The sequence below is a fragment of the Agromyces luteolus genome (assembly GCF_009729855.1).
Classification (GTDB): Bacteria; Actinomycetota; Actinomycetes; order Actinomycetales; family Microbacteriaceae; genus Agromyces; species Agromyces luteolus.
This window is the reverse complement of sequence record NZ_WODA01000020.1, coordinates 1-24,710: the sequence shown is the minus strand read 5'-3', so window position 1 is coordinate 24,710 and position 24,710 is coordinate 1. Positions and strand designations below refer to the sequence as shown.

At 72.7% G+C, this 24,710-nt stretch carries 25 protein-coding genes and 1 pseudogene; 14 read left to right on the top strand and 12 right to left on the bottom strand.

What is annotated here, in order from left to right:
- Positions 1-88 precede the first annotated feature (88 nt).
- From GLX25_RS10335 to GLX25_RS10310, 6 genes are all read left to right on the top strand, one after another.
- Positions 89-1,297 carry an ROK family transcriptional regulator gene (locus GLX25_RS10335; protein WP_155842416.1) on the top strand — a complete coding sequence of 403 codons (1,209 nt, stop codon included), beginning with the start codon at positions 89-91 and terminating at the stop codon, positions 1,295-1,297.
- On the top strand, positions 1,294-2,262 hold the full coding sequence (locus tag GLX25_RS10330; protein WP_155842415.1) for a carbohydrate ABC transporter permease: 969 nt from the start codon (positions 1,294-1,296) through the stop codon (positions 2,260-2,262). Before GLX25_RS10335 ends, GLX25_RS10330 begins: the two co-directional genes overlap by 4 nt.
- Positions 2,255-3,139: a carbohydrate ABC transporter permease gene (locus GLX25_RS10325; RefSeq protein ID WP_155842414.1), complete on the top strand. Its 885-nt coding sequence runs from the start codon at positions 2,255-2,257 to the stop codon at positions 3,137-3,139. The genes GLX25_RS10330 and GLX25_RS10325 overlap by 8 nt, the downstream gene beginning before the upstream one ends.
- A gap of 92 nt (positions 3,140-3,231) precedes the next feature.
- Positions 3,232-4,482: an ABC transporter substrate-binding protein gene (locus tag GLX25_RS10320; RefSeq protein ID WP_155842413.1), complete on the top strand. Its 1,251-nt coding sequence runs from the start codon at positions 3,232-3,234 to the stop codon at positions 4,480-4,482.
- A 76-nt stretch (positions 4,483-4,558) separates the two neighbouring features.
- Positions 4,559-5,713, top strand: a complete 1,155-nt coding sequence (locus GLX25_RS10315) for a glycoside hydrolase family 15 protein (protein ID WP_155842412.1) — start codon at positions 4,559-4,561, stop codon at positions 5,711-5,713.
- A complete protein-coding gene (locus tag GLX25_RS10310) occupies positions 5,710-7,956 on the top strand; it encodes a glycoside hydrolase family 31 protein (protein ID WP_155842411.1) in 2,247 nt (748 codons plus the stop codon). The genes GLX25_RS10315 and GLX25_RS10310 overlap by 4 nt, the downstream gene beginning before the upstream one ends.
- A 101-nt stretch (positions 7,957-8,057) precedes the next feature.
- Here the strand turns inward: GLX25_RS10310 and GLX25_RS10305 are convergent, their stop codons facing one another.
- Both GLX25_RS10305 and GLX25_RS10300 read right to left on the bottom strand, forming a co-directional pair.
- On the bottom strand, positions 8,058-8,789 hold the full coding sequence (locus GLX25_RS10305) for a glutamine amidotransferase (protein ID WP_166548701.1): 732 nt from the start codon (positions 8,787-8,789) through the stop codon (positions 8,058-8,060).
- Between the two features lie 30 nt (positions 8,790-8,819).
- Positions 8,820-9,254: a hotdog fold thioesterase gene (locus tag GLX25_RS10300; protein ID WP_155842410.1), complete on the bottom strand. Its 435-nt coding sequence runs from the start codon at positions 9,252-9,254 to the stop codon at positions 8,820-8,822.
- A 62-nt stretch (positions 9,255-9,316) separates the two neighbouring features.
- Between GLX25_RS10300 and GLX25_RS10295 the strand changes: the two genes are divergently transcribed.
- Positions 9,317-10,621: an acyltransferase family protein gene (locus tag GLX25_RS10295; RefSeq protein ID WP_271192578.1), complete on the top strand. Its 1,305-nt coding sequence runs from the start codon at positions 9,317-9,319 to the stop codon at positions 10,619-10,621.
- A 10-nt stretch (positions 10,622-10,631) separates the two neighbouring features.
- Here GLX25_RS10295 and GLX25_RS10290 read toward each other — a convergent pair whose 3' ends face one another.
- Positions 10,632-11,249 carry a zinc-binding alcohol dehydrogenase gene (locus tag GLX25_RS10290; RefSeq protein WP_155842408.1) on the bottom strand — a complete coding sequence of 206 codons (618 nt, stop codon included), beginning with the start codon at positions 11,247-11,249 and terminating at the stop codon, positions 10,632-10,634.
- A gap of 69 nt (positions 11,250-11,318) precedes the next feature.
- On the opposite strand from GLX25_RS10290, the gene purM reads away from it, so the two are divergent.
- The 3 genes from purM to GLX25_RS10275 all read left to right on the top strand — a co-directional run bounded on the left by purM (position 11,319) and on the right by GLX25_RS10275 (position 13,952).
- Positions 11,319-12,431, top strand: a complete 1,113-nt coding sequence (gene purM / locus GLX25_RS10285) for a phosphoribosylformylglycinamidine cyclo-ligase (protein ID WP_166548700.1) — start codon at positions 11,319-11,321, stop codon at positions 12,429-12,431.
- A gap of 4 nt (positions 12,432-12,435) precedes the next feature.
- On the top strand, positions 12,436-13,209 hold the full coding sequence (locus tag GLX25_RS10280; RefSeq protein WP_155842407.1) for an LLM class flavin-dependent oxidoreductase: 774 nt from the start codon (positions 12,436-12,438) through the stop codon (positions 13,207-13,209).
- An 83-nt stretch (positions 13,210-13,292) separates the two neighbouring features.
- Positions 13,293-13,952, top strand: coding sequence for a hypothetical protein (locus GLX25_RS10275; RefSeq protein ID WP_205719868.1), 660 nt, complete (start codon positions 13,293-13,295; stop codon positions 13,950-13,952).
- A 102-nt stretch (positions 13,953-14,054) separates the two neighbouring features.
- On the opposite strand, the gene GLX25_RS10270 is transcribed toward GLX25_RS10275, so the two are convergent.
- Entirely contained in the window at positions 14,055-14,252 is a 198-nt protein-coding gene (locus GLX25_RS10270) for a DUF3073 domain-containing protein (RefSeq protein ID WP_155050705.1), read from the bottom strand.
- 186 nt (positions 14,253-14,438) lie between these two features.
- On the opposite strand from GLX25_RS10270, the gene GLX25_RS10265 reads away from it, so the two are divergent.
- Entirely contained in the window at positions 14,439-15,608 is a 1,170-nt protein-coding gene (locus GLX25_RS10265; protein WP_271192577.1) for an NAD(P)-binding domain-containing protein, read from the top strand.
- A 15-nt stretch (positions 15,609-15,623) separates the two neighbouring features.
- Here the strand turns inward: GLX25_RS10265 and crcB are convergent, their stop codons facing one another.
- The 5 genes from crcB to GLX25_RS10240 all read right to left on the bottom strand — a co-directional run bounded on the left by crcB (position 15,624) and on the right by GLX25_RS10240 (position 18,547).
- Positions 15,624-15,992 (bottom strand): fluoride efflux transporter CrcB, encoded by a 369-nt coding sequence (gene crcB, locus GLX25_RS10260; RefSeq protein ID WP_166548699.1) that lies wholly within the window; start codon positions 15,990-15,992, stop codon positions 15,624-15,626.
- Positions 15,989-16,408 (bottom strand): FluC/FEX family fluoride channel, encoded by a 420-nt coding sequence (locus GLX25_RS10255; RefSeq protein ID WP_166548698.1) that lies wholly within the window; start codon positions 16,406-16,408, stop codon positions 15,989-15,991. Before GLX25_RS10255 ends, crcB begins: the two co-directional genes overlap by 4 nt.
- 9 nt (positions 16,409-16,417) lie before the next feature.
- On the bottom strand, positions 16,418-16,969 hold the full coding sequence (locus GLX25_RS10250) for a GNAT family N-acetyltransferase (RefSeq protein WP_205719867.1): 552 nt from the start codon (positions 16,967-16,969) through the stop codon (positions 16,418-16,420).
- Between the two features lie 127 nt (positions 16,970-17,096).
- On the bottom strand, positions 17,097-17,708 hold the full coding sequence (locus tag GLX25_RS10245; RefSeq protein ID WP_155842405.1) for a PadR family transcriptional regulator: 612 nt from the start codon (positions 17,706-17,708) through the stop codon (positions 17,097-17,099).
- Positions 17,705-18,547 carry a DUF4097 family beta strand repeat-containing protein gene (locus tag GLX25_RS10240; RefSeq protein WP_155842404.1) on the bottom strand — a complete coding sequence of 281 codons (843 nt, stop codon included), beginning with the start codon at positions 18,545-18,547 and terminating at the stop codon, positions 17,705-17,707. Before GLX25_RS10240 ends, GLX25_RS10245 begins: the two co-directional genes overlap by 4 nt.
- Positions 18,548-18,726: 179 nt before the next feature.
- Between GLX25_RS10240 and GLX25_RS10235 the strand changes: the two genes are divergently transcribed.
- A complete protein-coding gene (locus tag GLX25_RS10235; RefSeq protein WP_155842403.1) occupies positions 18,727-19,485 on the top strand; it encodes a MerR family transcriptional regulator in 759 nt (252 codons plus the stop codon).
- Between the two features lie 98 nt (positions 19,486-19,583).
- Here GLX25_RS10235 and GLX25_RS10230 read toward each other — a convergent pair whose 3' ends face one another.
- The gene (locus GLX25_RS10230) at positions 19,584-19,835 is read right to left on the bottom strand and encodes a hypothetical protein (RefSeq protein WP_155842402.1); all 252 of its coding nucleotides are present in this window, start codon (positions 19,833-19,835) and stop codon (positions 19,584-19,586) included.
- Between the two features lie 151 nt (positions 19,836-19,986).
- Positions 19,987-20,679: a membrane protein YczE gene (gene yczE / locus GLX25_RS10225; protein WP_205719866.1), complete on the bottom strand. Its 693-nt coding sequence runs from the start codon at positions 20,677-20,679 to the stop codon at positions 19,987-19,989.
- Positions 20,680-20,745: 66 nt separating this feature from the next.
- Here yczE and yczR point away from each other — a divergent pair, with 66 nt between their 5' ends.
- Positions 20,746-22,188, top strand: coding sequence for a MocR-like transcription factor YczR (yczR, locus tag GLX25_RS10220; protein ID WP_155842401.1), 1,443 nt, complete (start codon positions 20,746-20,748; stop codon positions 22,186-22,188).
- A 92-nt stretch (positions 22,189-22,280) separates the two neighbouring features.
- Positions 22,281-23,984, top strand: a complete 1,704-nt coding sequence (locus GLX25_RS10215) for a choice-of-anchor I family protein (protein WP_155842400.1) — start codon at positions 22,281-22,283, stop codon at positions 23,982-23,984.
- Between the two features lie 191 nt (positions 23,985-24,175).
- Here the strand turns inward: GLX25_RS10215 and GLX25_RS10210 are convergent.
- A pseudogene (locus tag GLX25_RS10210) lies at positions 24,176-24,710 on the bottom strand (chaplin family protein); the annotation flags it as partial.

Genomic DNA, 24,710 nt, shown 5'->3' with positions numbered 1-24,710 from the left:
AAATCAGGGCTTGCTTTCCGACTTTGTTTAGTTCTAAATTAACTCTCGACCCCGCAGGACGACCTGCTCCACGGACACAGAGGCATCGATGGCGATCCACACCAGCAACCGAACCGACGTCAACCGCTCGGCGATCCTCGCCCGGCTCGGCGCCGACGGCCCCGCCTCGCGTGCCGAGCTCGCCCGGGTGCTGGCGCTCTCGCCCGCGCTCATCACCCAGCTCGTGAAGGAACTGCTCGCCGACGGACTGCTCGTCGAGCTGGAGCAGGCGCCCTCGAACGGCGGACGCCCGGCGCGGATGCTCGGCCTCGCGACCTCCGCGGGCCACGCGATCGGCGTCAAGGTCGTCGCCGACCATGTCGCGTTCGTCGAGGTCGGCGTCGACGGGCGAGTGGTCCGCTCGGCGAGCGAGCCGTTCGACGCGACCGCGAGCACCTTCATCGCCGAGCTCATCGAGCGGATCCGCGACTTCATCGCCGCCGGCGACGGGACCACGGTGCTCGGCCTCGGCGTCGGGGTGCCGGGCAGCGTCGACCGGCTGGGCAACGGCGTCGTCGACTCGGCCCAGCTCGGCTGGACCGGGGTCGAGCTCGGCGACGCCCTGCGTCGCGCGACCGGCCTGCCCGTCGTCGTCGAGAACAACGTGAACGCGCTCGCGGTGGCCGAGCGCCTGTTCGGCCTCGGGCGCTCGCACGACAACTTCCTCGTCGTCACGATCGGCACCGGCGTGGGCGCCGGCATCGTCGTCGACGGCAACGTGCTCCGCGGGGCCTCCGGGGGAGCGGGCGAGATCGGCCACACCCCGGTCGCCGACGACGGCCCGCGTTGCGGCTGCGGCAACGACGGATGCCTCGAGGCGCACATCGGCGAAGGCGCCCTGGTCCGCGACGCGCGCGAACGCGGCGTGATCGCGCCCGACGGCGGCATCGACGACCTGCTCGCCGCCGCCGACGCGGGCGAGCCGGGGGCGATCGCGATCTACCGCGCGGCCGGCGGGCTGCTCGGCCGGACGCTCGCCGGCGTCGTGCACGCCGTCGATCCGGCCTTCGTCGTCGTCCTCGGCGAGGGCACCGCCGGCTGGCGCCACTGGTCGCCCGGCTTCGAGCCCGCGTTCCGGTCGCACCTCCTGCGCCACCGCCGCAGCCTCCCCGTCGAGATCGAGACCTGGCAGGACGAGAGCTGGGCGCAGGGCGCGGCCGCGCTCGTGCTCGCGATGCCGTTCGACGCGGCCGGATCGGCCGGCGACCAGGGACGACTCATCCGCGAACGACTCGTCGGCCAGGCGGTGCGCCGATGACCGCGCTCATCGGCGAGGCCGCCGCCGAGGTCGGCGCCGAGGCCCGATCGACGGGATCGCGCACCCGCGGGCCGCGCACCTCCACCCGGCGCTCGCGTCGCGTCCGGTACGCGCTCACCGTGCTCGCCTTCCTCCTGCCGAGCGCCGTCCCGCTGCTGCTCTTCGTCCTCGGCCCGATGGTCGCCGCCGCGTGGATCAGCCTCACCGAGTGGAACCTGCTCGCACCCGCGGAGTGGGTCGGCTTCGAGAACTACGCGAACCTGCTGACCGACCCCGAGACGGCCGACGTGTTCCTGCACACGCTGTACTACATCGTCGGCTACCTGCCGCTCGTCTACGTCGGCGGGCTCGCGATCGCGCTCGCGCTGAACACCGCGCTGCGCGGCCGGACGGTGCTCCGCGGCGTGTACTTCCTCCCCGTCATCACGAGCTGGATCGTCGTCGCGCTCGTCTGGCGGTGGCTGCTCAACCCGTCGAACGGCGTGGTCAACACGGTGCTCGCCTGGTTCGGCATCGATGGACCCGGCTGGTGGACCGACCCGGCCTGGGCGATGCCGTCGATCATCCTCGCCTCGGCGTGGAAGGACCTCGGCTTCGTCATGGTGATCCTCCTCGCGGGACTCCAGGCGATCGACCCCGAGCTGCTCGACGCCGCCCGCGTCGACGGCGCCGGCTGGTGGCGCCGCCTGTTCTCGGTGACGCTCCCCCTGCTCTCGCCCGCCACCTTCTTCGTGATCGTCATCTCGCTCATCAACGGGTTCCAGGTCTTCGACCAGGTCTACGCGATGACCGGCGGCGGCCCGGGCGGTGCGACGCAGGTCGTCGTGCAGCAGATCTACGACCTGACCTTCCGGTACGGCAAGGCCGGTGAGGCGTCCGCGCTCTCGTGGCTCCTGTTCGTCGTGATCCTCGCCGTGACGGTCATCCAGATCCGCGGCCAGCGCAAGTGGGTGAACTATGGCTGAGACGACGCTCGCGCCGACGACGGCTCGGACCGGAGGCATCCGTCGTCGCACCGACGCCGCGCGCGCGGCGCTCGCCCGCAGCGTGGTGCTGCACGTCGTGATGGTCCTCGGCGCGCTGGCGATGTTCTTCCCGTTCTACTGGACGGTCGTCACCTCGTTGACCCCCGGCAGCGGCTTGAGCTCGACGCCGTCGCTGATCCCCGCCGACGCGAGCCTCGAGGCGTACCAGCGGCTGTTCGCCGACCTGCCGTTCGCGCGGGTCGTCGGCAACAGCCTGCTGCTCGCGACGATCACGACGCTCGCGCAGCTCTTCACGAGCGCGACCGCGGCCTACGCGTTCAGCCGGCTGCCGTTCCGCGGGCGCACGGTCGTCTTCGGCATCTACCTCGCGACGATGATGATCCCGCTGCAGGTGCTCGTCGTGCCGCTCTTCGCCGAGCTGCGAGCGTGGGGCCTCGTCGACACCTACCTCGGCGCCCTGCTGCCGACGCTCGCCGCCGCGTTCGGGGTGTTCCTCCTCCGCCAGGCGATGAACCAGGTGCCGTTCGAGCTCGACGAGGCCGCCGCGCTCGACGGCGCCGGTCACTTCCGGATCTTCTGGACCGTGATCCTGCCCAACATCCGGCCGGCGCTCGCGACGCTCGCGGTGTTCGCGTTCATGGGGAGCTGGAACAGCTTCCTGTGGCCGCTCGTCGTGCTGCGCTCGCCCGAGCTGCAGACGCTGCCGGTCGCCCTCGCGGGCCTGCAGGGCCAGTACACGACCCAGTGGGACATCGTCATGGCCGGCTCCGTCGTGAGCATCCTCCCGATGCTCGCCATCTACCTGTTCGCCCAGAAGTACGTCATCCAGGGGGTCGCGAACACCGGCCTCAAGTGAGGCCGCGGTCCGCGGTCCCGTCCCGAACACCCGCCCGATCCATCCACCCGTCCCCCACCCACGCCTCACCCCTATCGAAGGAGATACGCACCATGAGGACCACAGCACTGGCCGGCGTCGGCATCGTCGCCGCCACCGCACTCGCCCTGACCGGCTGCTCGGCCGGCGACTCGTCGACCGAGGCCGACGGCCCCGTCACGATCACGTACACGAACTTCATCTCGAACGGCGGCAACGAGGAGAACCTCCAGGCCATCGTCGACGCGTTCGAGGAGGAGAACCCCGACATCACCGTCGAGGTCACGACGCTGCCCTACGCCGACTACGGCACGGCGCTGCAGACCGACCTCGCCGCGGGCACCGTGTCGGACGTGTTCGACATCGAGTACGCGAACTTCGCGCAGTACCAGGCGAACGGCGTGCTCGCAGAGCTCGATCCCGAGGACCCGTCGGCGTACCGCGAGAGCGTGCTCGAGGCGTACCAGGCGGATGGCACGCAGTACGCACTGCCCAGCTCGTTCTCGACCGTCGTGCTGTTCTACAACGCCGACCTCTTCGAGGCCGCGGGCGTCGAGACGCCGACCGCCGACTGGACGTGGGCCGACGAGCAGGCCGCGGCCGAGGAGCTCACCGACGAGGGCGCGGGCGTCTGGGGCGACCACCAGCCCGTGAGCTTCTACGAGTACTACAAGGTGCTCGCGCAGAACGGCGGCGAGTTCCTGAACGAGGACGGCACCGAGGTCGCGTTCAACACGCCCGAGGGCGTCGAGGCGGCCGAGTGGCTCGTCGGCAAGAGCGGCACGGTCATGCCCACCATCGAGGACGGCCAGGGCACGCCCGACTTCGACACCAACCTGTTCCTCGACGGAAAGCTCGCGATGTTGCACACGGGCATCTGGATGTTCGGCGCGTTCGCCGATGTGCCGTTCGGCTGGGACATCGCGGTCGAGCCGGGCAACACGCAGCAGGCGAGCGCCCTCTTCTCGAACGCGGTCGGCGTCTCGGCCGGCTCGGAGCACCAGGAGGCCGCCGCGGCGTTCGCCGAGTACCTCACCTCGAGCGACGTCATGGTCCAGACCCGCCTCGATGCGGGCTGGGAGCTGCCGGCGACCTCCGACGAGGCCGCGCTCGACAGCTACCTGACGCTCGGCAGCCCCGAGAACCGCCAGGCCGTGTTCGACTCGCTCGAGAACGTCGCCCTGCCGCCCGTGGTCGCCGAAGGCCAGCAGGAGATGCAGGACATCATGACCGAGGAGCTCGTCGAGGCGCAGGCCGGTCGCAAGAGCGTCCAGGAGGCCCTCGACTCCGCCGAGGAGCGCATCAACGCCGCGATCGGCGGCTGACCGCTCGCACCAACTCGGGGCCGGGCGTCCACGCGCCCGGCCCCGCCCATCCACGACGCACGAAGGCAGCACCACGATGACCCTTCCCACGACCGACCGCGCCGCCGAGCAGACCGGTCTCGCCGCGCTCGTCGCCTCGAGCGCCGACCTCATCTCGTCGCTCCAGGACGCCGGCGGCGCCTACCCCGCGAGCCCCACGTTCTCGGCGTACGCCGGGTACAGCTGGTTCCGCGACGGCGCGTTCATCGCCGATGCGATGTCGGCGTACGGCCGAGCCGAGTCGGCCGAGCGGTTCTTCGACTGGTGCGCCCGGGTGCTCGAGTCGCGTCGCGACGAGATCGGCGCGATCGCGGCCGCGGCCCGGGCCGGCGCGCCGGTCGAGGACGCCGCGATGCTGCCCACGCGCTTCACCTTCGACGGCCGCGCCGGCGACGACGAGTGGTGGGACTTCCAGCTCGACGGCTACGGCACCTGGGTCTGGGCCGTCGCCGAGCACGTCCGCAATCATGGGGCGGATGCCGCGCGCTGGGCGCCGTCGATCGCGCTCACGGTCGACTACCTCGCCTCATCGTGGCAGCGGCCCTGCTTCGACTGGTGGGAGGAGCACGCCGAGCACGTGCACGTGTCGACACTCGGCTGCATCGCGGCCGGGCTCCGTGCGGCGGCGACGCTCGGCGTCCTCGACGACGCGCGTGCCGCGCTCGCGGCCTCGACCGCCGACGAGGTCGAGGCGTTCATCCGGGCGCGCGGCGTCGCGGACGGCCACCTCTCCAAGTGGGTCGGGTCGACGGCGGTGGACGCGAGCCTCGCCGCGGTCGTCGGGGTCATGGACGTCGTGCCGGCGGCATCCGCACTCGGCACCGCCACGATCGCCGCGATCGAACGCGACCTCGCCGTCGACGGCGGCGTGCACCGCTTCCTCGGCGACACCTACTTCGGCGGCGGCCAGTGGCCCCTGCTCTCGTGCTTCCTCGGGCTCGCGCACGCGCGCGCCGGCGACCCCGACCGGGCGCGCGCACTGCTCGCGTGGGCGGCGAGCACGGCCGGGCCCGACGGCTCGATGCCCGAGCAGGTCGAACGCCACCTCCTCGACGCCTCGCGCGTCGACGAGTGGGTCGAGCGGTGGGGCACGTCGGCCGATCCGCTGCTCTGGAGCCACGCCATGCTCATCCGCCTCGCCGTCGAGCTCGACGGCGCCACCGCCCCCGCACCGCAGGAGACCTCCGCATGATCCGCCACCGCCCGTTCGGCTCCGGCCACCCGTACTCGATCGACACCGAGCAGCGCTGGCCGCTCGACCCCGTCGCCGGCGCGCCCCTCCGCCTCGGCGTCCGCACGACGCCCGACGTCGAGTCCGTCGAGGTCGAGCTCGAGACGACGGATGCCGCGGGCTCCCGCCGCACCGAACGGCTCCCGCTCGCGCGCGTCGCGCGCACGTCCCGCGGCCAGGCGATCGACGGCGGGCACCTCGCGTCCGCGCAGGCGCGGCTCGCCCGCAGCGCGGGCGGCTGGGCGGTCGAGGTCCCGGCGCCGGAGGCGGGCAGCGCCATCCGCTACCGCTTCGTCGGACGCATGGCCGACGGCGGCATCCAGCGCACGCGCCGCTTCGAGACCGTCGCCTCGGGTTGGCGCGATGCGCCCGACCACGTCGTCGCGACCGACGGCGCTCGCCGCGTCATCCCGGGCAGCGTGCAGGTGCTGACCGACGGCGTGCGGGTTCGCCGCATCCGCTTCGCGCTGCCGCTCGCCGACGGCGAGCACGTCACGGGCTTCGGCGAGCGCTTCGACGCACTCGACCACCGCGGCACCGAGCTCGACTCGGTCGTGTTCGAGCAGTACAAGTCGCAGGGCGCCGAGCGGAAGACGTACCTCCCGATGCCGTTCGCGCACGTCGTGGGCGGCGCGGGGTGGGGCTTCCACGTGCGCACCTCGCGCCGCGTGTGGTTCGACGTCGGCGCGAGCGACCCCGATCGACTGGTCGTCGAGGCCGAAACGGATGCCGCGGCCGGCGAGCCCGCCGTGACGGTCGCGTTCTACGACGGCGATCCGCGGGCCGTGCTCGACGCCTTCCTCGCGGAGGTCGGCCGCCCCGAGGAGCTGCCCGACTGGGTTTTCCGGCTGTGGGCGAGCGGCAACGAGTGGAACACGCAGGCCGAGGTCGTGCGGCAGATGGACCTGCACCGCGAGCACGACGTGCCCGTCGGCTCGGTCGTCATCGAGGCGTGGAGCGACGAGCGCACCTTCACCGCGTTCCGCGACGCCCGCTACGAGGTGACCGAGGACGGCGCACCGCACCGGCTCGCCGACTTCGACTTCCCGGCGGACGGCGCGTGGCCCGACCCGAAGGGCATGGTCGACGACCTGCACGTCCGCGGCATCCGCGTGCATCTCTGGCAGATCCCGCTGCTGAAGGCGCGCCCGCACCCGACCGGCCAGGCCCGCGCCGACGCGCTCGCCGCCGATCGCGAGGGCGTGCTGATCCGCGAGCCGGACGCGCGCGGCCAGCTGCGGCCGTACCGCAACCGCGGCTGGTGGTTCCCGCTGTCGACGATGCCCGACCTCACCGACGAGCGGGCCGCGCGGTGGTGGACCGAGAAGCGTCGCTACCTCGTCGAGGAGGTCGGCATCGACGGCTTCAAGACGGATGGCGGCGAGCACGCGTGGGGCCGGGAGCTCGCCTACCTCGACGGCACGCGCGGCGACGAGGGGAACAACGTGTTCCCGGTCGCCTATGCGAAGGCCTACGGCGACCTGCTGCGCTCGGCGGGCAAGGCGCCCGTGACGTTCAGCCGCGCGGGCTTCACGGGGTCGCAGGCGCACGGCGCCTTCTGGGCCGGCGACGAGAACTCGACCTGGGAGGCGTTCCGCTGGTCCATGTTCGCCGGGCTCTCGGCGGCGGCAAGCGGCATCCTCTACTGGGGGTGGGATCTCGCGGGCTTCTCGGGCCCGCTGCCGAGCGCCGAGCTGTACCTCCGCGCGACGGCCGCCTCGACGTTCGTGCCGATCATGCAGTACCACTCGGAGTTCAACCACCACCGCCGACCGGTGCGCGACCGCACGCCGTGGAACATCGCGGAGCAGACGGGCGACGATCGGGTGCTGCCGGTGTTCCGATCCTTCGCGCAACTGCGCGAGCGCCTCGTGCCGTACCTCGCGGCCGAGGCCGCCGAGAGCGTCCGGACCTCGGCGCCGCTCATGCGCCCGGTGTACTTCGACCACCCCGGGCTCGAGACGGCGTGGAGCCATCCGCTCCAGTGGTTCCTCGGCCGCGACCTGTTCGTCTCGCCCGTGCTCTCGGACGGCGATACCGAGCACGAGGTCGCGTTGCCGCCCGGCGATTGGGTGGACGCGTGGAGCGGCGAGCGGCTCGACGGCGACGCGACGATCCGCGTCGACGTGCCGATCGACCGGATCCCGGTGTTCGTCCGCGCGGCCGCATGGCCCGTCCTGCGCGAGGTGTTCGCATCGTCCTGACGAAACGACCCGACGCATGAGGATCCGGGTGACGGGCGGCTGAGGCGACTCGTGCGGCGGATTCTCATGCGGCGGCAGTGCGCCGCGCGCGGCGCGCGCCGCTACCGCGCGTGCAGCTCGACGAAGGTCCGCAGCATCCGGCTCGGCTCCGACACGACCGCGCGGGCCGCCGCCGCGAGCGTGAACTCGAGTTCGTCGGCCGCGAAGTAGCCGTAGCTCGCGTAGGCGCGGATGCGGACCTGGATGCCCTCGAGGTCGAGCTCGGGGTGGAACTGCGTCGCGTAGACGTTGGAGCCGACGCGGAAGACCTGCACCGGGCACGTCGGCGACGACCCCAGGAGCGTCGCCGACGGCGGCAGCACGCTGATCGCCTCCTTGTGGCCGACGAACGCGTTGAACGTCTCCGGCAGGCCGGCCATCAACGGGTCGGCCGCGCCCGCATCCGTCAACGTGACCGGCACGACCCCGATCTTCTCGGCGTACGTCGCGTCGATCACCGCGCCCTGGTGCGCGCCGACGGTACCGACGCCGTAGCAGGCGCCGAGGAACGGGAAGTCGCGGGCGACGACCTCGTCGAGCAGCGTCGCGAACTCGGCCTCCACGCGGTGCTGGACCGCCGACTTCCGCTCCGCCGGGTCGGAGGCGTTGAACGGGCCGCCGCCGACGAAGATGCCCGACAGTGCGTCGAGGTCGAGCTGAGGCATCCGCTCGGCCTCGAGCCGCACGCGGATCAGGTCGGGTTCGTCGAGCCCGGTGCCGCGGAGGAAGAGGGCGTACTCCTCGTCGGCGGGCTGGTCCTCTGCGCGGGTGGCGAGGAGCACGAACGGCTTCACGGCCCCAACATACGCGGCGATCGGCCCGCGTCAGTACTGCGACGGCGTCGGCAGCACCGCCATGGTGCACCGCGAGACGCACACGAGGCGCCCCTGCTCGTCGGTGATGCGGATGTCCCAGACCTGCGTCGTGCGGCCGCGCGTGATCGGGCTCGCCTCCGCGTGCACCCACCCCTCGGAGACCGGGCGGACGTGGTTCGCGTTGATCTCCATCCCGACGCAGTAGTACTGCGCGGGGTCCACCGTGAACGACGCGCCCCAGCTCGCGAGCGTCTCGGCGAGGGCGACGGATGCTCCGCCGTGCAGCACGCCCGCCGGCTGGCGCGTCCGGTGGTCCACCGGCATCCGCCCCTTCAACGACCCCTCGGTGATCTCGGTCATCTCGATGCCGAGGGCGCGGATCAGGGCGTGCTCGCCGCGCGAGTTCGCCCACTCCAGTGAGGGCTCGCCGAACCAGATGCTCATGCGATCGAGTCTGCCACGCGTGGATGGTGCGCTCTGCGCAGCCGGGCGGCCATGATGGTGCCGTGGGCGACGACGAGGAGACCCGTGCGCTGGAGGAGCCCGTGCGCGGTCCGGTGCCGGCCGCGACGTCGGTGCTGCGCGACCCGGTCGTCGACCTCGCCCGGGTCGCGTGCATCCTCCTGGTCGTGGTGGCGCACCTCCTCATGGTCGGCGCCGGCCTCGACCCGTCGGGTCGGATCGTGCTGTCCCGCCCCGTCGAGGAGCAGCCGTGGTTCGTCGCGGCGACCTGGGTCGGGCAGGTCATGCCGCTGTTCTTCGCGCTCGGCGGCTTCACCGCCGCGACCTCGTGGCGTCGCCGCCGCGCGCTGGGCGACACGGCCGCCGACTTCGTCCGCTCCCGCACGTTGCGGCTGGCGGCGCCGGCGCTTCCGCTGTTCGCCGTCGTCACGACCGCGCTCGTCATCGCGACGTTCGCCGGCGCCGACCCCGCGCTGCGCGACACGATCGCGGCGGGCATCGGGGTGCCGCTCTGGTTCCTCGCCGCGTACCTCCTCGTGCAGTGCCTCGTGCCGTGGCTCCTCGCGCTGCACGAGCGCGCGCCGCGCGGCACGCTCGTCGCGCTCGCCGCGGCCGCCGCGATCGTCGACCTCGCCCGCTTCGCGACGGGAAGCCGCGAGGTCGGACTGATCGACCTCCTCTTCGTCGGCGCCTTCGTGCAGCAGCTCGGGTTCTGGTACGCCGACGGATGGTTCGGCCGGCGCTCGCGTCTGCAGCTCGCGGCCATCGCGGTCGCGGCCTACGCGCTGGCCTGGCTGGGGGTCGTCGCGGGTTGGCACGCGCCGAACATGCTGACCAACCTCGACCCGCCGACCGTCTCGCTCATGCTGCTCGGCATCGCCCAGATGAGCCTGCTCACCCTGTTCCACCCCGCGCTCGGGCGGCTCATGGCCTCCCGATCGGTGCGGGCCGCCGTGTCCTTCGTGGCGAGCCGGGCGCTGACGCTCTACCTCTGGCACATGCCGGTGATCGTCGTCGTCGCGGGCGCCACGCTCCTCCTGCCCGGCCTCGCGCCGGCGCCGACGGATGCCGCGTGGTGGCTCGGACGCCCGGCCGTGTTCGCCCTCGTGCTCGTCGTCGTGTGGCTCATCTCGTCACCGCTCGCCCGATTCGAGCGATTCGTCGAGGCCGCCCCGGCCGGGTCGCGCGCTCCGTCGACCGCGGCGATCCTGGTCGCCGCCGTGCTCGCGCTCGTCCCGCTGCTCGGGGTGATCCTCCGCTCGCTCGACCTCGCGCTCGCCGCAGCCGGGACCGTGCTGCTGACGGCGGCCGTCGTGCTCGATCGGGCGCGCCCGGCCCGGACACGGTGACGAACCTCTCTCAGGCCAGCTCGGCGATGATCGGGTGGATCGCGTCGTCGAACGCCGCGGCATCCGATCGCAGCGAGTCGGTGACGGCGACGGTCTTCTCGCCGATCCACCAGATGCCGGATGCCGCGAGCGGCAGCACCTCGACGTTCAACTCGAACGAGTGCGCGCGCCGGCCGACCTCGCGCTCGTGCTCGGCGATCGAGCCCGCGTAGGCGCGGTAGGTGTCGCCCGAGCGGGCGGCGGAGGCCGTGCGGTAGCGCTCGTGCGCCCACTCGGCCCAGGCGAGTCCGGCCTCGGCGTGCGGGCGGATGGCGGCCGCGAGCGCCTTTGCGCCGGTGACGGGAAGCGCGACGGCGGTGCCGAACTCCTCGACGAGCTCGAGCGGCACCGGCGACGGGTGCGCCTCGGGCTCGATGGTCATCGACCACCACTCGCGCCACTGCTTCTCGAGGGTGTCGTGCGCGTCGACGTCGCGCGAGCCCTCGGGGCCGATGCGCCCCACGTCGCGGAGCCGCGGAAGTTCGGCGGGCGACGCGACGCCGAGCACCTCCCGCAGGTAGAGGGCGAGGAGGGCTCCGGTGCTCGCATTCTCGCGAATCACCCACGATGGCGTGGCACCCGCGTGCATGCACGGATTCTACCGCCGGCCTCCGACAGCGGGCCCGAGCGGCGCGCGCCGCGCGGGTACCCTTGTCGGGTGAGCGCGAACTCGTCCTATGCCGCTGCCGGAGTCGACACCGCCGCCGGCGACCTCGCCGTCGAGCTGATGAAGGAAGCGGTCGCGAACACGCACGGCCCGAACGTGCTCGGCGGGGTCGGCGGCTTCGCCGGCCTCTACGACCTCTCGTTCGCGAAGGACTACGCGCGCCCCCTGCTCGCGACCTCGACCGACGGCGTCGGCACCAAGATCGCGATCGCGCAGGCGCTCGACATCCACGACACGATCGGCCAAGACCTGGTGGGCATGGTCGTCGACGACATCGTGGTGGTCGGCGCGACCCCGCTCTTCATGACGGACTACATCGCCTGCGGCAAGGTCGTGCCCGACCGCATCGCGGCGATCGTCACGGGAATCGCGCGAGCGTGCGCCGAGACCGGCACGGCGCTCGTCGGCGGCGAGACCGCCGAGCACCCCGGCCTCATGGGCGTCGACGACTACGACGTCGCGGGTGCCGCGGTGGGCGTGGTCGAAGCCGACCGCGCCCTCGGCGCCGAGCGCGTGCGAGACGGCGACGTCGTCGTCGCGATCGAGTCGTCGGGCCTGCACTCCAACGGCTACTCCCTGGTCCGGCACATCCTCTCGAACGCGAAGCTCTCGTACGCGGATGCCTCGGCCGACCTCGGCACGACGTGGGGCGAGGCGCTCCTCGAGCCCACGCGCCTCTACTCCGGACCGCTCGTGCGCCTCCTCGCCCACGACACCCTCGGCACGGCCGTGCACTCGCTCTCGCACGTCACCGGCGGCGGGATCGCCGCGAACCTCGCGCGCGTGCTGCCGCGCGGTTCATGGGTCGAGGTCGACCGCTCGACCTGGTCGCCGCAGCCCGTGTTCCGCGTGCTGAACGACCTCGCGGGCACGACGCTCGAGTCGACCGAGGGCACCTGGAACCTCGGCATCGGCTTCTTCGCGGTCGTCGCAGCGGATGCCGCGGCATCCGTCATCGCCGAGCTCGGCACGCTCGGCCTGCCCGCCTGGCAGGTCGGCACGGTCTCGACCGGCGAGCGCGACGCCGCGGCATCCGGCTGGGAGCAGGGCGCCAAGGGCGTGGACGGCGGCGCGGTCCGCCTCGTCGGCGGCTACGCGGGCTGATCGCATGCGCGCCGCCGTCTCGATCGGGCTCCCGGGCACCACGTCTTCGGAGACGCTGCGGGCGCTCGCCCCACGGATCGAGCGCCTCGGCTTCGACGGGCTCTGGCTGAACGACGTCCCGGGCGGTGACTCGCTCGCGGGCCTGCGCGTGGTCGCCGCGTCGACCGAGCGTCTCCGACTCGCGACGGGCGTGATCCCGATCGACCGTCGCCCGGTTGCGAACCTCGACCTCGCCGGCATCCCGGCCGAGCGCACGACGATCGGCATCGGATCGGGCGGCACGCACCACCCCGTCGGCGCGATGGCCGACGCCGTCGCAGAGCTCCGCGGTCGCACCGACGCGGGCATCGCGGTCGGCGCCCTCGGGCCGCGGATGCGGCGGCTCGCGGCCGAGCTCGCCGATGCCGTCGTGCTGAACTGGCTGACGCCCGCCGCAGCGGCCGACGCCATGGACGACCTGCGACGAGACGCCGGCGCGCGCGCCGGGCGAGTGCGCGGGGTGTTCTACGTGCGCACGATCTCCGACGGCGCCGCCCGCGCGGCCCTGCAGAAGGAGGCCGACCGGTACGGCTCGTACGTGTCGTACGCGGCCAACTTCGCCCGCCTCGGCGTGCAGCCGATCGACGCGACGATCAACGGCGAGTCCGCCCTGCACGCCTACGACGGCGTGGTCGACGAGGTCGTCCTGCGGGCGATCACCGCGGGCGGCACGCTCGACGAGCTCGAGCGGTTCGCGGAGGCCACGGCCGAGTGGCGCGCGGCGCAGTCGGACGGCTGAGCGTCCGGAGCCCGAGCCCGAGCTGGTGCCCGGGGGACCATCGGCCGTGAGACGGCGTCGCCGCGGGAACTAGCGTCGGCGGTGTGAGCGACATCTCCCCGGCTCGGACCGAGGCTCCTGCCGCGGCGCGCACGTTCCGGCTCGCCCGCTGGGTCGTCGGCACGGTGCTCGGCGAGAGCGTCGGCTTCCTGGTTCCGGTGACGGGCTTCGCGCTCGCCGACGCCGCCGAGCTCTCGGGGTGGTCCGCCTGGTTCCTGCTGGTCGCCTTCGGCGCGGGAGAGGGGGCCCTGCTGGGCCTCGGCCAGTCCCTCGGGCTGCGCGGCGGACCGGCCGCGGTGCCGGTCGGCCGGTGGGTCGCGGTGACGGCGGGCGCGGCATCCGCCGCCTGGGCCATCGGGATGCTGCCCTCGACGCTCGCCGACCTCGGGGTCGCGGTCGACTGGGCGCTGCCGACGACGTGGATGCTCGTCGGGATCGGCGGGCTCGGGCTGCTCGCGAGCATCCCGCTCGCGCAGTGGCCCGTTCTCGCCGCGGTCGGCGTCCCGCGCGCATGGCGGTGGGTGCCGCTCGGCATGGTCGCCTGGCTCGCGGGCCTGCCGTTCACGTTCGCGCCGTCGCCGATCGTCGACGTGGGCACGCCCGCACCGGTCGTGTTCGCCCTCTTCGCGGCATCCGGTGTGCTCATGGCGGTCACGATGGCGCTCGTGACGGGCCTCGGGCTCAGGCGGATGCTCCGGGGCTGACGCGCGCGCCGCGACCGCGCCGCCGGGACGCGGGGCGATCGCGCGGGCACGCGGAGAACCCGGAACGGCGACCGCTGGGGTGCGCCGCTCAGCCGGGGATGATCAGGAGCGGTGGGACCCGTCGTCGTGGACGTAGGAGTCGTCGTCGGCGTATTCCGCCCACTTCGACATCTCTTCGTCGGTGTGGTCATGCGAAGCCGTGAGCTCGCGCTCGAGCGCGCTGTAGTCGGTGGCCGGGCTGAAGTACTTCAGCTCCCGAGCGACCTTGGTGTGCTTGGCTTTCTGACGGCCGCGCCCCATGCGTGACCCCCTTACGACGTCTGGCCGGATGGGATGGACGTCACCCGGCTCTTTGATATGAACAATCCCGGCTGGTAGTTTACCACCGCCTCAGGGGCCGATCGGATGCCACGGCGGCGCTGTGGAGGCCCTGTGGACGCCGCGAAGTGGCCCGGAGCACCCCTCCGGACATGGTGGGATGGTGGGGTGGATGCGATCCCCGACCGCGTGAAGGTCGCGGTGATCGGTGCCGGACAGGCGGGGCTGTCTGTCGCCTTTTACCTGCGACGCTTCGAACTCGTCGCCGACGAGGACTTCGTCATGCTCGATCGCGCCCCCGGACCGGGTGGCGCGTGGCAGCATCGTTGGTCGTCCCTGCGCCTGGGAACGGCGCACAAGGTGAACGACCTGCCGGGCATGGGGGAGCTCGGCATCAGCTTCGAGACCGCCGACCGCACGCTTCCGGCCAAGGAGGTCGTCGCGGACTACTACGGCAGGTTCGAGGAGCACTACCGGCTGAACGTGCACCGCCCGGTCGACGTCCGGCGCATCACCAACGACGGCGTCGACCTGCGCATCGAGTACGAGGACCTCAGCCCGCAGCCCGTCGAGGAGCTGAAGAGCCGCGGCTTCTTCGGCCGTCGACGCAAGACGTTCGAGGCGGCGGCGCCGCCGCCCGCGCCGCGCGGCGAGCTGCGAGCCCAGTTCCTCGTCAACGCCACGGGCACGTGGGGGTCGCCGTTCGTGCCGTACTACCCGGGCATGGGCGACTTCCGCGGCCGTCACCTGCACACGTCCGACTTCGCGTCGGCCGAGGACTTCCGCGACGAGAACGTGATAGTCGTCGGTGGCGGGACCTCGGCCATCGGCTTCATGCTCGAGCTCGAGGGCGTGGCATCCGGCCTCACCTGGGTGTCGCGCCGACCGATCGACTGGCTCGACCGGCAGGAGCTCGACCTCGAGGGCGCATCGGCCGCGGTGTCGCGGCAGGACGAGGCCGCCCGCGCGGGCCGCGCGCTGCCGTCGATCGTGAGCGGCACGGGCGTGCCGAAGAACCGCCGCATCGCGGCCGGCATCGATCGGGGCCTGCTCGTCGCCAAGCCGATGTTCGACCGCATCGAGGCCGACCGCGTGGTCTGGTCCGACGGCAGCGAGGCGAAGGCGGATGCGATCATCTGGGCCACGGGCTTCCGGCCCGAGTTGCGTCACCTCTCCCCGCTGAGGCTCCGCGAGAAGGCCGGCGGCGTCACCGTCGGGCAGGGTGCCGCCTGGCACGATCCGCGGATCTTCCTCGCCGGCTACGGACCGCAGGCCTCGACGATCGGCGCGAGCCGCGCCGGCCGGATGATCGCGCGCCAGATCATGGCGATGATCTAGCGGCATCTCGCGCCGTCAGCGCACGAGCAGGTAGAGGCCGAGTGCGGCGCCGATGCCGAGTGCGAGCGTGACCAGCACGTTGAGGATGGCCGCGCGCCAGCGCCCGCCGTCGGCGAGCTCGATCGTCTCGACGCACCACGTGCTGAACGTCGTGAGCCCGCCGCAGAACCCGGTGACGAGCACGAGCCGCACGTCGTCGGAGACGGCGGCGCGCTCGGCGAGCCCGATGACGGCGCCGGCGAGGCCGGACCCCACGACGTTGACCACGAGGATGCCGCCCGGCAGGTGCCCGGGTCGGACCGGGTACGCCTTCGAGAGCAGGTACCGGATGACGGCGCCCACGGCGCCGGCGACCAGCACCGATGCGGCGACGAGCGCGCTCACAGCGTCGCTCCGTCGTCCGTGACCTCGGTCGGCATCGGCCGGTGCGCGATCGCCGAGCCGAGCTTGAGGCCGGCTGCCGCGAGCGCGAGTCCCGCCACGAGCGACACGCCGAGGTAGAGCGCGGCGAGCGCCGTCGCCTCCTCGCGGTCGAGGATCGCGACCGCGCCCATGACGGCCGAGAGCGTCGTGAACGAGCCGATGAGGCCGGAGCCGATGCCCGCCTTGAGCCAGGGTGGGATCGCCGGCCTCGTCCAGAGCCCGCCGGCGAGCCAGCCGAGCGCGAACGTGCCCACGAGGTTCGCGATCAACGTCGACCACGGGAAGCCGTCGTCGGCGTGCGGCAGCACGGTGTCGAGCGCGAGGCGCAGGCCCGTGCCGGCGAGACCGCCGACGAAGACCGCGAGGGAGGGGGGCACCCGTCGAGGCTACGCCGTGGCCGGCCCCGGGGCGGGCAGCACCCACACGTTCGACGCGAGCCAGGTGCCCTTCGGGTACTCGAACTCCTCGACGCCCTCGAGCACGAACCCGGCCCGGCGGCAGAGCGCGATCGACGCTTCGTTGTCGACGCGCGGGTAGGCGGCGATCGGCCGCGCGGCGTCGGCGGCGCCGGCCTCGTCGATCACGAGCGCGAGCGCGGCCCGCGCGTACCCGCGCCCCTGGAACGCGGCCTGCACGGTCCAGCCGACCTCGAACAGCGCCCGCCCGCCTTCGTCGCGCGGCCAGAACCCGATCGCGCCGACGCCCTCCGGATGCTCCGGCGTCACGATCGCGTACATCTGCGACGAGCCGTCGCGCCATCCGCGCAGGTATCGCTCGTGGCGTGAGACGACCTTCTCGTCGGTCTCGGGGCCGCCGAGGTGCTCCATGAGCTCGGGCGCGTTGTTGCGCCGCAGCAGGTCGAGGTCGCCCTCGGACCAGGGGCGCAGCGCGACATCCGTCATGCCCTCATGCAAGCGGATGCCGCCGACATCCGTCATGCCCTCGACGCGGGCGGATGCCGCCGCATCCGCTCGGGCGGCGTCTCCCGCACATGAGAATCCGCCAGATGGCGCCGCACGCGCATGTGTCGGCCGGATTCTCATGCGTTTCCGGTCGGGTGGGTGCTTATCGCTGGGCGAGCTCCCGCAGGACCTCGGCGCGCACGTCGGCGAGCCGGGTGCGAAGCAGCGACACCGTGTCGGCGCTCACCCGGCCCCGGTTGGCCTGGCTGCGCAGCTCGAGCCGGATCTGCTGGCGGAACTCGGTGATGGCGAGGTCGGCCTCGTGCATGGCCCGCGTCGACTCGGCGGTCGGCTGCGGGGTCGCCGGCTCGGTGGTCGCGGCCTTGCGCGCCTCGCGCGCGGCGCTCGCCAGTTCGGCCCGGAGCGTGCGCATGGCCGAGTCGACCTCGGCGCGGACGCCGTCGGCGAGGCGACGGATCGAGTCGGTCATGTCGTCCTCGATGGCGTCGAGCTCGTGCCGGCGGGACTCGAGCTCGGCGCGGCCGGCCTCGGTGATCTCGTACACCGACTTGCGTCCGTCGGTGCGCTTGCTCACGAGCCCCTCCTCCTCGAGCTTGGCGAGGCGCGGGTAGATCGTGCCGGCGCTCGGCGAGTACGTGCCGCCGAACCGGTCGGACAGGGCCTGGATCAGCTCGTACCCGTGACGGGGCTGCTCCTCGAGCAGGGCGAGCAGGTAGAGGCGCAGGTTGCCGTGGGCGAACACCGGCGGGTTCATGCCGAGGCCTCGCCGGAATCGGCGGGAGCCGTCGCCGGCTGGCGCCGGATCACCGAGATGCTGCCCGACACGCTGTTCGCGCCGAGGTCGAGCCACGTGCCCTCGAGCTCGCCCGTGACGCGCTCGAAGCCCTTGCCCAACGTGCCCTTGATCTGCGCGTCGTCGAGCAGCAGCCTGCCGCTCACCGTGTTCACGCGGTAACGGGCGCCGCTGCCGGGATCGAAGCGCAGCGTGAGGTCGCCCGAGACGCTGTTCGTGTCGACGCGGCTCGGCGTGCCCTTCGCGTCGAGCACCATGTCGCCGGACACCGTGTCGACGTTGAACGTGCCCACCTCGCCGGTGACGGTCACGTCGCCCGAGACCGTGTGCGCGGTGACCTTGCCGGTGTGGTCGCCGACCGAGATCTCGCCCGAGACGCTCGAGCACTCGACGTCGCCCGCGTGGTTGTCGATGACGAGGTCGCCCGAGACCGAGCTGAACCTGCCGTCGTTGTCGAAGCCCGACACGAGCGCGTCGCCCGAGACCACGCCGAGCTTCATCGCGACGTGCCGCGGCGCGAGGATCGACACCTCGGCCTTGGCGCTGCCCGTGAAGCCCTTGAAGACCTCGAGGAAGTTGTCCCACCGCAGCTGCGGGTGGTCGATCTCGAGGGAGTCGCCGTCGATCCGGATCATCAGGTCCTTCCCGGTGACGTTCGACACCTCGACGCGCGCGCCGGGTTCGTCGTGCGCGATGACGTCGACCTTGCCCCCGATGAGGCCGACCTTGAGCTTGCGGACGAGTTCGAGGTCGATGACCCGGCTCTCCCCGGGGTTCACGACCCACTTCTCGATGGCCATGTGCGTGCTCCTTCTGATGGACGATTCGAGATCACGATATATCGCGTTTGAGAGCAAGTCAAGATATATCGCGTTTCGACCCGGCTGCGGCGACCACGAAGCATCCGCTTGACCTTGACGCTACGTCAAGTTCTACCGTGGGACCGCGACGATCCGCCGGACACGAGAGGAGGCATGGCATGGACTGGTCGATCCAGGAGATCGCGAAGCTCGCCGGCACGACGAGCCGGACGCTGCGGCACTACGACGACCTCGGCCTGTTGCCGCCGAGTCGCATCGGCGGCAACGGCTACCGGTACTACGACCGGGCGGCGCTCGTGCGCCTGCAGCGCATCCTGCTGCTGCGCGAGCTCGGCCTCGGGCTGCCGGCGATCGCCGACGTGCTCGCCGGGCAGACCGGCGAGGCCAGGGCCCTCGAGGGGCACCTCGGATGGCTCCGGCACGAACAGGACCGGCTGGCGCGCCAGGTCGCGTCGGTCGAACGGACGATCGAGGCATTGGAGGGAGGTGAGGAGATCATGGCGAAGGACATGCTGGACGGCTTCGACCACACGCAGTACCGCGAGGAGGTCGAGGAGCGCTGGGGCGCCGACGCGTTCGCGGCCGGCGACCGCTGGTGGCGCGGCATGCGCGACGACGAGCGTGCCGCGTGGAAGGAGCGCAGCGCCGCGCTCGGCCGCGACTGGGCCGCCGCCGCCGAGTCGGGCGTCGCGCCGGACTCCGCGGAGGCGCAGGCGCTCGCGAAGCGCCACGTCGAGTGGCTGACGGGCATCCCCGGCACGCCCGCGGGCACGCCCGGCGGCGACGTCAGGGCGTACGTGCTGGGTCTCGGCGACATGTACGTCGCCGACCCGCGCTTCGCGGCCAACTACGGCGGCGAGCAGGGCGCGACGTTCGTGCGCGACGCGCTGACGGTGTTCGCGGAGGCGAACCTGTAGGCGCTGGCGCGCACGCGGCGTGACACGACGGATGCCGCGGGGGAATGGCCCCGCGGCATCCGCCCGCACCGGTGGAGCGAGGACTCAGCGAGCGTGCGTCAACCGACGTCGCACCGGGAGGCCAGGCCGGCGATCGCCGGTCCGAAGCCGGTGCCGGCGAAGCCGCGGATCTCGGCGATCCGCATCGCGATCGCGCCAGGGTCGCCGGTCGCCTGTGGCACGAAGATCTGCCCGACGCACGACGCGTTGGCGCTGGGTCCGGACTCGGCCGCCGTGGCCGGGGCCGCGAGGCCGATCGAGCCGATCACCGCCAGACCGGTCGCCCAGACGGCGATGGTTCGTGTGCGCATGTCTTCCCCCTTCTGCTCTCGTCGCGAGGGGTGCACGCGGATTGGAGCGACCCCGATCCACGACGGCTGGCGCACACGGTAGCAGTGCGGAGTGCGTTCTCCGCATCCCCCGAATCGGGGCTTGACTCGCTACGCGTACGCCGGGCCGGCGTCAGGCCTGCGCGGGGGTGGCGCCCGTGGCGGGGTGCGGGAGGTCCCGAGCCCGAGCCCCGCGACGGACGGCAGGGCCGCGGCGCACCGCGAAGAGCGGGATCGTCCACCCGCAGAGCGGGCCGATGAGCAGCGCGAACGCGAGCGTGCCGATGCCGACGTTGCCGCCGAGCAGGAACCCGGTGACGAGGACCGTCACCTCGATGCCCGTGCGTACGATCCAGATCCTCCATCCGGTCCGGCGGTGCAGGCCGGTCATGAGCCCGTCGCGCGGGCCGGGGCCGAAGTGGGCGCCGATGTAGAGGCCGGTGGCCGCGGCGAGCACGACGATGCCGCCGAAGAGCATGACGATCCGGAGCCAGAGGTCGAGGCCGGTGGGGATCATCCAGAGCGAGAGGTCGGCGAAGGGGCCGACGAGCACGGCGTTCATGAGGGTGCCGAAGCCCGGCTTCTGCCGGATCGGGATCCACAGCAGCAGCACGATGCCGCTCGTGATGACCGTGATGAGGCCGAAGCCGAGGCCGGTCTGCTTCGCGATGCCCTGCGTGAGCACGTCCCACGGGGCGACGCCGAGCTCGCCGCGGACGATCAGCGCGATGCCGAGCCCGTACAGGTACAGGCCGACGAGCAGCTGCACGAGGCGGCGCCCGAACACGGGCGCCGGGTCGGTGGTGCGAGGGAGTCGGAACGACATGATGGCAATCCAATCCTTGAATTGGCCTTTCGGCAAGAAGCCAATTCGCCTAAAGTGGCCCGCACCATGGAAGCCACCCTGAGCGCCCGCGCCCTCGAGAACCTCCTCGGCGCCTGGCGCGGCGACGGCGGCAGCGTCTACCGGGCGCTCGCCGACCGCATCCGCCTCCTCATGCTCGACGGCCGCATCCCCGTCGACACGCGACTGCCCGCCGAGCGCGACCTCGCCGAACGTCTCGGGCTCAGCCGCACGACGGTCACGGCCGCGTACCGCGAGCTCCGCGAGCAGCGGATGCTCCGCAGCATCCGCGGCTCCGGAAGCGTCGCCCGCCTGCCCGGCGCCCCCGCCGTGCTCCCCGTGCCGCCCGCGGCCGACTACGTCGACTTCTCCAAGGCCGCCCTGGCCGCGCTGCCCTGGCTGCCCGAGGTCGCGCGCGAGGCCGTCGAAGACCTCCCCGCGCACCTCGGCGACTCGGGCTTCGACCCGATCGGCATCCCGCAGCTGCACACCGCCATCGCCGAGCGCTACACCGCCCGCGGCCTCCGGACCGATCCGGAGCAGGTGATGGTCACGCTCGGCGCGCAGCACGCCATCGCGCTGCTCTCCCGCGCGCTCGTCGGTCGCGGCGACCGCGCGCTCATCGAGGCCCCGACCTACCCGCACGCCTACGAGGCCCTCCGCGCCGCGGGCGCGCGCCTCGTCACCGTCGCCACGTCGCCGCACGACGTCGGCCCCGACGGATTCGGCGCGGGCGACGAGGCGGGCGACCTCGTGCGCGCGATGGGCCACGCGAACCCCGTCGCGGCCTACCTCATGCCCGACTTCCACAATCCGACCGGGCGGTCCCTCGACGCCGAGGCGCGCGAGCGCGTGCTCGATGCGGCCGCCCGCCAGGGCACGGTCGTCATCGCCGACGAGACCACGGCCGAGCTCGACATCGACCGCGGGCTCGAGCTCCAGCCGCTCGCCGCGTACGGCCCCGCGGTCATGGTCGGCTCGGTCGGCAAGACCGTCTGGGGCGGCATCCGGGTCGGCTGGATCCGCGCCGATCGGCCCCTCATCCGGCGGCTCCTCGCGGTCCGCTCGCCCGGCGACCTCGGCACGCCGATCCTCGAGCAGCTCATGGTCGCGCGCCTGCTGGACCGGATGGACGACATCCTCGACCTGCGCCGCGAGCAGCTCCGCGCCGGCCGCGACCACCTCGAGCGCCGGCTCGCCGACGCGTTCCCCGGCTGGCACGTGCCGCACGTCGACGGCGGCATCGCGACGTGGGTCGGCCTGGGCGCGCCCGTGAGCTCGCAGCTCGCGCTGGCCGCGCGCACGCAGGGCCTGATCGTCGCGGCCGGGCCGCGCTTCGGCATCGACGGCGCCTTCGAACGGTTCCTGCGCCTCCCGATCTGCTACGACGCCGAGACGACGGATGCCGCGGTGCAGGCGCTCGCACGCGCGTGGGGCTCGCTCGCCCGCACGCCCGTTCCCGACCAGAGCGTGCTCGCCGCGGTCGTCTGAAACGGAGCGAACGTTCACCTTCCGGCAATCCGGGGTTCGTCGGGCGGGACGAGAGTGAGGGCCGTCCCGTGTCCTCAGACCGAAGGTGATCCATGCTCTCCACCCGACCTCGCATCCGGCGCGCCGCAGCGCCGATCCTCGTGGGTGCCGTCGTCGCGGGCTGCCTCGCCGCAGCCCCGGCCGTCGCACTGCCCGTCCGCACCGCCATCGTCGACGCACCCGTCGAGGTCGTCGCCGACGGCGCCGCGCTGACCCTCTCACCCGTCGGCAGCTACGAGACCGGCGTGTTCGACGAGTCCGCGGCCGAGATCGTCGCGTCGTACGACGGGCGGCTCTACGTCGTCAACGCCCAGGCCGGGCTCGTCGACGTCCTCGACGTGAAGAAGCCGTCGAAGCCGAAGAAGGTCGGCGAGGTGCAGGGCGACGGCATCGCCAACTCCGTCGCGATCAGGGCCGACGGCCTAGGCGTCGTCGCGATCGAGGACGCGGACGACAAGACCGCTCCCGGCAGCATCGTCTTCTTCGACGCGACGAAGAGGAAGCCCCGCGTGCTCGGCTCGGTCGAGGTCGGTTCGCTGCCCGACATGGTCGCGATCTCCGAGGACGGAACCCGCGCAGTCGTCGCGAACGAGGGCGAGCCCGCCGACGACTTCTCGAGCGACCCGGAGGGAACGGTCTCGGTGATCGACCTGCCCGGCACGGTGTCGGCCGCGACCCAGGCGGACGTCCGCTCCGCGGACTTCCACGAGTTCGAGGTCGGCGGTTCGAAGACCCTCGCCGACGACGTGCGCGTCTTCGGCCCGGCGCCCGAGGCCGACCTCCCGGTCTCGCGCAACCTCGAGCCCGAGTACGTCGCCGTGGTCGGCGACACCGCCTACGTCGCGCTGCAGGAGGCGAACGCCGTCGCCGTCGTGGACCTCGACATGGCGACCGTGGACGAGATCCTGCCGCTCGGGTTCGTCGACCACTCCGAGCCCGGCCACGGCATCGACCCGTCGGACCGCGACCCGCAGGGCGCGCCGACCTTCGGCATCCGCACCTTCGATGGGCTGAAGGGCATGTACCTGCCCGACGGCCTCGTGGCGTACGAGGCGGCGGGCGAGACCTACCTCGTCACGGCGAACGAGGGCGACGCTCGCGAGTGGGGCGACTACGTCGAGCCGGCCCGCGTGAAGGACCTCGGCGACGACGGCCTCGCGCCCGTCTGCGAGACGAGCCCCGCCGCGTCGCTCACGGGCGACGCCGACCTCGGCCGACTGAACGTCTCGACCGCGATGGGCCTCAGCGAGGACGGCACCTGCTACGAGGAGCTCTACGCGTTCGGGTCGCGGTCGTTCTCGATCTGGACGACCGACGGCGAGCAGGTCTTCGACTCCGGCGAGGACTTCGAGCGCATCACGCACGAGGCCGCCCCGGAGTTCTTCAACTCCAACCACAGCGAGTCGAACCTCGAGGGACGGAGCGACGACAAGGGTCCGGAGCCGGAGAGCCTCGCGATCGGCGAGGTCGACGGACGCACGTACGCGTTCATCGGCTTCGAGCGCGTCGGCGGCGTCATCGTCTACGACATCACCGACCCGGCGGCATCCGGCTTCGTCACCTACCTCAACAACCGCGACTTCTCGGTCTCGGTCGAGGACGACGGCGTGGAACTGCTCTCGGACGCGGGCGACCTCGGACCTGAGGGCCTGGCCTTCATCCCCGCGGAGGCGAGCCCGACCGGTGGGCCGATGCTCGCGGTCGCGAACGAGGTCTCGGGCACCACGACCCTCTTCGCGATCGACTCGATCTCGTAGTCCGAGGCGCCGCAGGCGGACCGCAGGAATGACGGGGCGGTGGGACGACGTCCCACCGCCCCGTCCGGTCGCGACCCCCGGGCGCGACCGACCGTGCCGCGGCCCGAATGTGCGGCACGGGGGATCGTGGGGCGGTCGAGCCGCCGACGGTGGACCCGGCGCCGGTAGGGCGGCGCCGGGCCGTCACCGGATCAGCGGCGCAGTGCGAACCGCCGCACGCCGACGAGCAGGCCGCCCGTCAGCAGGAGGAACAGCGCGAGCCGCTCCCAGAACCCGGCGTCGATGCCGGTCGAGGCGAGCGAGCCGGAGCCGCTCGCGATCGCGGTGGTGCCCATCGAGGCGACCGTCGAGCCGGCGCCGTTCGAGCCCGTGGTGCCCGAGTCGCCGCCGTCACCCGGCGTGCCGGGCGTCGTCGGGTCGGTCGGGTCGACGGGGTCGACCGGGTCGACGGGGTCGGTCGGGTCGACGGGGTCGACCGGGTCGACCGGGTCCGTCGGACCGCCGGGCGTCACGACCGTGGTCGAGCCCTCCGAGTGGGAGTCCCCGATGACCGAGACGGCGTTGCCGCCGATCGTGATCGGCAGGGAGAGGTCGGGCAGGATCTGGGTGCCGCCGAGGATCGAGTCCTCGCCGGTGGTCCAGGCGTCCGTTCCCGAGCCGGTGCCGGTCGTGACCTCGGTGGTGGCGCCCTCCGAGTGGGAGTCGCCGATGACCGAGACGGCGTTG